This window comes from Brachyspira sp. (genome assembly GCF_029258575.1).
GTDB lineage: Bacteria > Spirochaetota > Brachyspiria > Brachyspirales > Brachyspiraceae > Brachyspira.
On record NZ_JARHYI010000126.1, the window covers coordinates 1 to 5,988 of the forward strand.

General features: G+C 25.4%; 5 protein-coding genes. All 5 read right to left on the reverse strand.

From position 1 onward, the window contains the following. On the reverse strand, nt 1-622 hold a 622-nt coding region (locus Q1J76_RS09835; RefSeq protein ID WP_300369899.1), incomplete at its 3' end, for an aminotransferase class I/II-fold pyridoxal phosphate-dependent enzyme. 94 nt (nt 623-716) lie between these two features. Further along, nucleotides 717-2,252 carry a maltose/glucose-specific PTS transporter subunit IIBC gene (gene malX, locus Q1J76_RS09840; RefSeq protein ID WP_300369900.1) on the reverse strand — a complete coding sequence of 512 codons (1,536 nt, stop codon included), beginning with the start codon at nt 2,250-2,252 and terminating at the stop codon, nt 717-719. Between the two features lie 112 nt (nt 2,253-2,364). After that, nucleotides 2,365-3,165, reverse strand: a complete 801-nt coding sequence (locus tag Q1J76_RS09845) for a PTS sugar transporter subunit IIA (protein WP_300369901.1) — start codon at nt 3,163-3,165, stop codon at nt 2,365-2,367. Nucleotides 3,166-3,356: 191 nt separating this feature from the next. Continuing rightward, the gene (locus Q1J76_RS09850; protein ID WP_300369902.1) at nt 3,357-4,106 is read right to left on the reverse strand and encodes a helix-turn-helix domain-containing protein; all 750 of its coding nucleotides are present in this window, start codon (nt 4,104-4,106) and stop codon (nt 3,357-3,359) included. Between the two features lie 3 nt (nt 4,107-4,109). Continuing rightward, nucleotides 4,110-5,930 carry an oligoendopeptidase F gene (gene pepF / locus Q1J76_RS09855; protein ID WP_300369903.1) on the reverse strand — a complete coding sequence of 607 codons (1,821 nt, stop codon included), beginning with the start codon at nt 5,928-5,930 and terminating at the stop codon, nt 4,110-4,112. Nucleotides 5,931-5,988 lie beyond the last annotated feature (58 nt).

Below are 5,988 nucleotides of genomic sequence, written 5' to 3' on the forward strand. Positions count from 1 at the left end.
TATTATATACTATATCCATATGTATTTCATCGGATATTATATAAACATTATATTTTTTGCATATGTCTATTATTTTTTTTATTTCTTGAATAGTCCAAACTTTTCCTACAGGATTATGAGGAGAAAAGAATATAAATACTTTTGATATTTTACATTTTTCTTCAAAGTCATTAAAATCTATTTCATATTTTGAATCTATATTTGTTAATGAAGAAGTTAACATATTTCTATTATTTGCTTTTATAGTTTTGAAGAAACCATCATAAGCTGGAGTTAGTATCAATATATTATCATTAATATCAGATTTCATTCTTATAAAATTTGATACAGAATATATAACACTGGGACTATATACTATATCATCTTTATTCACAGAAAAATCAAATCTTTTTTTATACCATAATTCTATAGAATTTTTGAAATCATCATGATTCCATCTGCTGTATCCGAATATTTTATGATTTACTCTATCAATCAAAGAATCAATAATTTCATCAGGAGACTGCAAATCCATATCAGATATAGTAAAAGGTAAAAGGTCATTAACTCCAAATCTGTCTTTAATATAATCCCATTGAGTGCAGTATGTTCCTTTCCTATCTATAATAGTGTCAAAATTCATAATATTTTCCTAATTAAATATTTTTATAGTATTGCTGCATAATTTTGTTTTATTAATTATTAATTATGCAGCATACACTTTTAATTAATAATTTTTAACTATTTATAAGCTTATCCAATTTATTTTTTACAACATGAACTTGAGGTCCTATTATTATTTGAAGATTCGTAGCATCTAATTTAACTATGGCTATAGCACCTGTAGCTTTTATTTCATCTTCATTTATCAAAGCCATATCCTTAACAACTAATCTAAGTCTTGTAATACAGTTATCAAGAGATACAATATTTTCTTTTCCGCCTATAGCTTTTAACATTCTTTCAGCATCATAACCTCCAAGTTTTAAATCGTCTCCTTCATTGATAACCTCTCTTCCAGGTGTCTTTAAATTAAATTTCAATATAGCGAATTTAAATACAAAGTAATATACAGCAAACCATACTGCCCCTACAACAGGTACTAAATACCAATGAGTTTTTGTTCCCTGTAGTACCCCAAATACTATAAAGTCTATTAAGTTTCCATCTGTGTTTCCTATGGCAACTTTTAATATACCCATAACCATAAATCCAAGTCCAACCATAATACAATGGAATACATAAAGTACAGGAGATATGAATAGGAATATAAACTCTAAAGGTTCAGTAATACCTCCTATCATACATGCTATTACACCTGAAGTTAATAATCCTTTTATTTTCTTTTTATTTTTAGGTTTTGCAGTATGATACATAGCAAGTGCCACGGCAGGAAGTCCGAATAGATAAGAAGGCATTTTTCCTTGAGATAAGAATCTAGTAACATTAGGATCTAAAATACCATTTGCAAATTCTTTATAGAATATAGTTAAAGCTCCTGATACGGCTTCTCCATTGACAACAGCATCTCCTCCTGCAGAAGTAAATCTTATCATAGCCACAAGTATATGATGAAGTCCAAAAGGTCTTAATAATCCTTCTCCTGTACCGAATAGGAATGGTCCGAAAATACCTGCTTTTCCTATTAAATTACCAACCCCTATAATTAATTTATTGAAAGTAGGCCATATAAAAGGTATGAGTAAACTTATTAGTCCTACTATAACTAAAGTAGCAATAGGTACAAATCTTGCTCCTCCGAAAAATGCTAATGCATGAGGAAGCTTAATTTCATGAAATTGATTATGTATTTTAGCAACGATGATACCTATTAATATACCACCTAAAACTCCTATATCTATACTTTGTATACCCATTACCATAGCCTGTCCTGCAGCTTTCATGTCTTCAGCAGAAGCTAAAGTTCCTGTTGCTTTTAATAAGAAATTAACTGATAAACATGATATAACGAATCCAACATATCCCGAAAAAGCAGCAACACCCTTATCTGCCCTTGCAAGTCCCAAAGGTATAGCTATTGCAAACATAACAGGAAGATTTGAAAAAGCAAAAGAACCTATTGTAGCCATAAATTCAAAAAATATTTTTATAGCGGGTATTTTTAAAAATGGTAAAATTTCTGCTGTTACAGAACTAGCAAATGAACTTCCTATTCCAAGCATAATACCGCATGCTGCAAGTAAAGAAACAGGAAGCATAAAAGTTTTTCCTAATCCTTGAAAAAATTCCCAAAAGTTAACTTTCTTATTCATATAACATACCTCAACACATTAATTTATTATTGAATGTATTAATATTTATCATATAAAAATTTTAAATCAATATAAATAATATTTCACTTTTTTTTGAATTTTTTTGTATAGTTCAGTTATGATAATATTTTTTTATTAGGGATATAATCTTGTCAGAATTTTTTTGTTTTTTTATTTCCTCAAGTAAAAAATTATATTCCGACAGTTTCATTATTTGTGATACTATATGCAGATGTTCTGTTTTATTATTAGTAGATATAAAAAATAAAATACTAGCTTTTTGATTATCTATTAATATTGGCTTATCAAGTATGATTAAATATATACAAGAAGAATTTTCAGTATCATTAATTGAGGTATACATATTGCTGAATAAAAATATATTCTCCTTTATAAAAAAATATTTGCCAAATTTATTTATTGTATTTTTGAAATTGCTAATATACTTTTTATTAAAAACGATATTTAAAATATATTCTATATTTGAGCTCTTCTTTATAATATAAATATTTTTCTTTTTTAAAATTTTTGATATTTTATAATCAAAAGCATTGTTTATATCATTATCAATAAATCCTGCAAATTTCTTTCTTATTTTTTCTATTAATATTCCTTTATCATAGTAATTTTTATCTATTATTCTTACTAGTTCCTTCAATGAAATTTTATTATTTGGATAAGTATATTTTTCTATTATTCTTGATATATAATAAATTTCCTCATCTCTCAAAGGTTCCTGAAGATATGATATATTATTATTAACACTTGATTTTACTTTATTAAATATATCGATTTTAATATTGTTAAAATCTAATTTATCATCTATACAAAAATTATTTTTTATTCTGTATATCGCAGGTACAAGATATTTCACAAGTTCATCTACTAATTCTTCTTCTATTGCTGCATTCATATCCTCTAAAATTTTTAATATAAATTTTTCTGATATTATTTTATTTTCATAGAAATGTTCATTATAATATTCACTTAAAAAATATTCGGTTAAATGAAGTATTTCATATTTATAATTCTGATTTTTGTTTATAGCAGAGTTAAAAAAATTATTTAAAATATTTTTTATTTTTCTATATTCAGGTAATTTACTTAGAAAATCAGCATTATTTTTTTATCTATTAGATGATGATTTTGTATTCTTTCCAAAGTAGCTATTAAATATGCATACATAATATTTTTGAATTTGTTGGAAAAGTTATATTTGAATTTTTTTTCTACTTCTGATATAACCTGATTTATTTTATCTATGTCTATTTTATTTATATAATCTTTTAATATTGATAATTCTAATTTTTCACTAGGATATAATACTTTTATATAATTAATTTTGTTAATATGAATATTCATATATTGCATCATATATAAAAATTTTAAATGCCTTAATTTCTTTTCATTACCGCCTAATATTATTTTATTAATTTCTAAATAAAAATATAAATCAAAATTATTAAGATATTTTTTTAAATCATTAATATCATTTTTAATAGTTGTTCTGCTTACATTTAAAAAATTTTCTAACTTTGCTATATTAGTATTATCTTTAAAAAGAAAATTAAATAAAATATATTTTTTTCTTTCCTCCTGAGAAAGTAAATATTCGCTTATTGGTATTTTATCTATAAAATCAATTAAGGCATTTTCATCTATATTAAAATAAAGTTTTCCGTTTTTTATATATATTTGAGGTATTGAATATTTTTTTAAATAATAGTTAATATTATAAATATAATATCTTAAAGCCCTAGATGTGAGTTTATATTTTTCTACTAATATATTAATGGATATTTGATTATTATTAATTTCTTTTAATATATCAAAATAAATTCTATTTAAACTCATATTTTAATTTAATGCTTTTAATTCTTCAACCTCTTTAGCAAATAGTTTTAATGCACTTTCTACAACATCAGGTTTAGTCATATCAACACCAGCAACTTTTAAATTCTCTATAGGAGTTCTGCTTCCTCCACTTTTTAAGAATTTCAAATAATTATCTCTGTTTGTATAATCATTTTTAGCATTGCCCTCAAACACGCCATTAGATAATGCAACTGCTGCCGACATACCAGTAGCATATTTATAAACATAGAATGAGCGGTAGAAATGAGGTATTCTCAAAGCCTCTAAATCGCTTGTTTCTTCAAGTACAGCTTTCTCTCCGAAATATTTTTTTAGTAAATCTTTATAAACTGTTCTTATAAGTTCCAATGTTGTAGGGTTTCCTTCTTCTGCTTCCTTATGAATTATATGTTCAAATTCTGCGAACATAGTTTGTCTGAATACTGTAGCAACAAATCCATTTATATCTTTATTGAGTAAAAATGCTTTCACTTCTTTTTTGCTTTCATTTTGCATTAAATAATTAAATAAAAGTTTTTCATTGAAAGTAGATGCAACTTCTGCTTCAAATATAGTATAATCATGATGCTGATAAGGATTATTCTTTCTGCTATAATAACTATGCATACTATGTCCAGCCTCATGTGCTAATGTGAATACTGATTCAATGCTTTCATTTCTAAAATTTATAAGTATATAAGGCTCTGAATTGTAGCAACCTGCCGAAAATGCTCCACTTGTTTTACCTTTATTTTCGTATTTATCAACCCATCTAGAATTAAGTCCGTTTGTAAGAGTATTTACATATTCTTCACCTAAAGGAGATAATGCTTTATTTAAAACTCCTATAGCTTCATCGAATGTATGATGTATCTTAACATCTTTCACTACAGGGGCATATTTATCATACTGTCTGAAATCATTAATACCTAATTTATTAGCACAATATTCATAATATTTATGCAAAGCAGGTAAAGCATTATGCACACTTTCAATCAAGCTATCATAAACACTTATAGGTATATCATCACCGAATAATTCCATTTCTCTTACACTATTGTAATTTCTTATTCTGGCATCGAAAATATCCTGTTTAATTTGGCTTGCATAAAGTTCGGCTAATGTATTTTTATGCTTATCATATTCTTTATAAAATTGATTATAACTGTTCTTTCTAATTTCCCTGTCTTGGCTTTCCTGAAAACTTGAGAATGTTGCATGAGTTAATGGAGTTTTTTCTCCGTTATGTTCTAATTCTCCAAAGTCCAAATCTGCATCATTTAAAGTATCAAAAACATTTGAAGCTGTTGATGATAATTCTCCTTGAAGTGCTAATATTCTTTCCTCTTTTTCTGATAGGGTATGAGGCTTATATTTAAGTATTTTATTTAAATATATTAAATAGTCTTTTAAAACTTCATCTTTCAAAAAACTATTGATTTTATCATCTTCTATGCTCATTAATTCAGGTTCAAAATAACTTAAATTGGCAGAGAACTCTGATGAAAGTTTATAATATCTTGCAACTTTGATATTAGAATCATTATTTGTTAAATCTTCTGTTTGTTTTAAGAAGGCATAAGAACCTAATTTTTCTAGTATTATAGATGCTTTCATCATACTATCTAATATGTTTTTTAACTCTGATGCTGATTTTGATAAATTTCCTTTGAATTTTATAACTTCATTTGAAAAGTCTTCTATAAATTTAAAATCTTTTTCAAACTCTTCATCATTTTTATATAATAGACTTAAATCCCAAGTATCTTCTATTTTTACATCTTTTCTTTCTATTAAAATATTTGATTTATTTTCACTGCTCATATTTAAGACCTATAAATGATATAATCTTAATTTAGCCAGTCTAACTACATCATCAAGC

Bases quoted from the DNA above. Each gene is read 5' to 3' on its own strand.
- Q1J76_RS09850 (WP_300369902.1), bottom strand. From the start codon at position 4,106: ATGAGTTTAAATAGAATTTATTTTGATATATTAAAAGAAATTAATAAT.
- pepF (WP_300369903.1), bottom strand. From the start codon at position 5,930: ATGAGCAGTGAAAATAAATCAAATATTTTAATAGAAAGAAAAGATGTA.
- Q1J76_RS09845 (WP_300369901.1), bottom strand. From the start codon at position 3,165: ATGAATGCAGCAATAGAAGAAGAATTAGTAGATGAACTTGTGAAATAT.
- malX (WP_300369900.1), bottom strand. From the start codon at position 2,252: ATGAATAAGAAAGTTAACTTTTGGGAATTTTTTCAAGGATTAGGAAAA.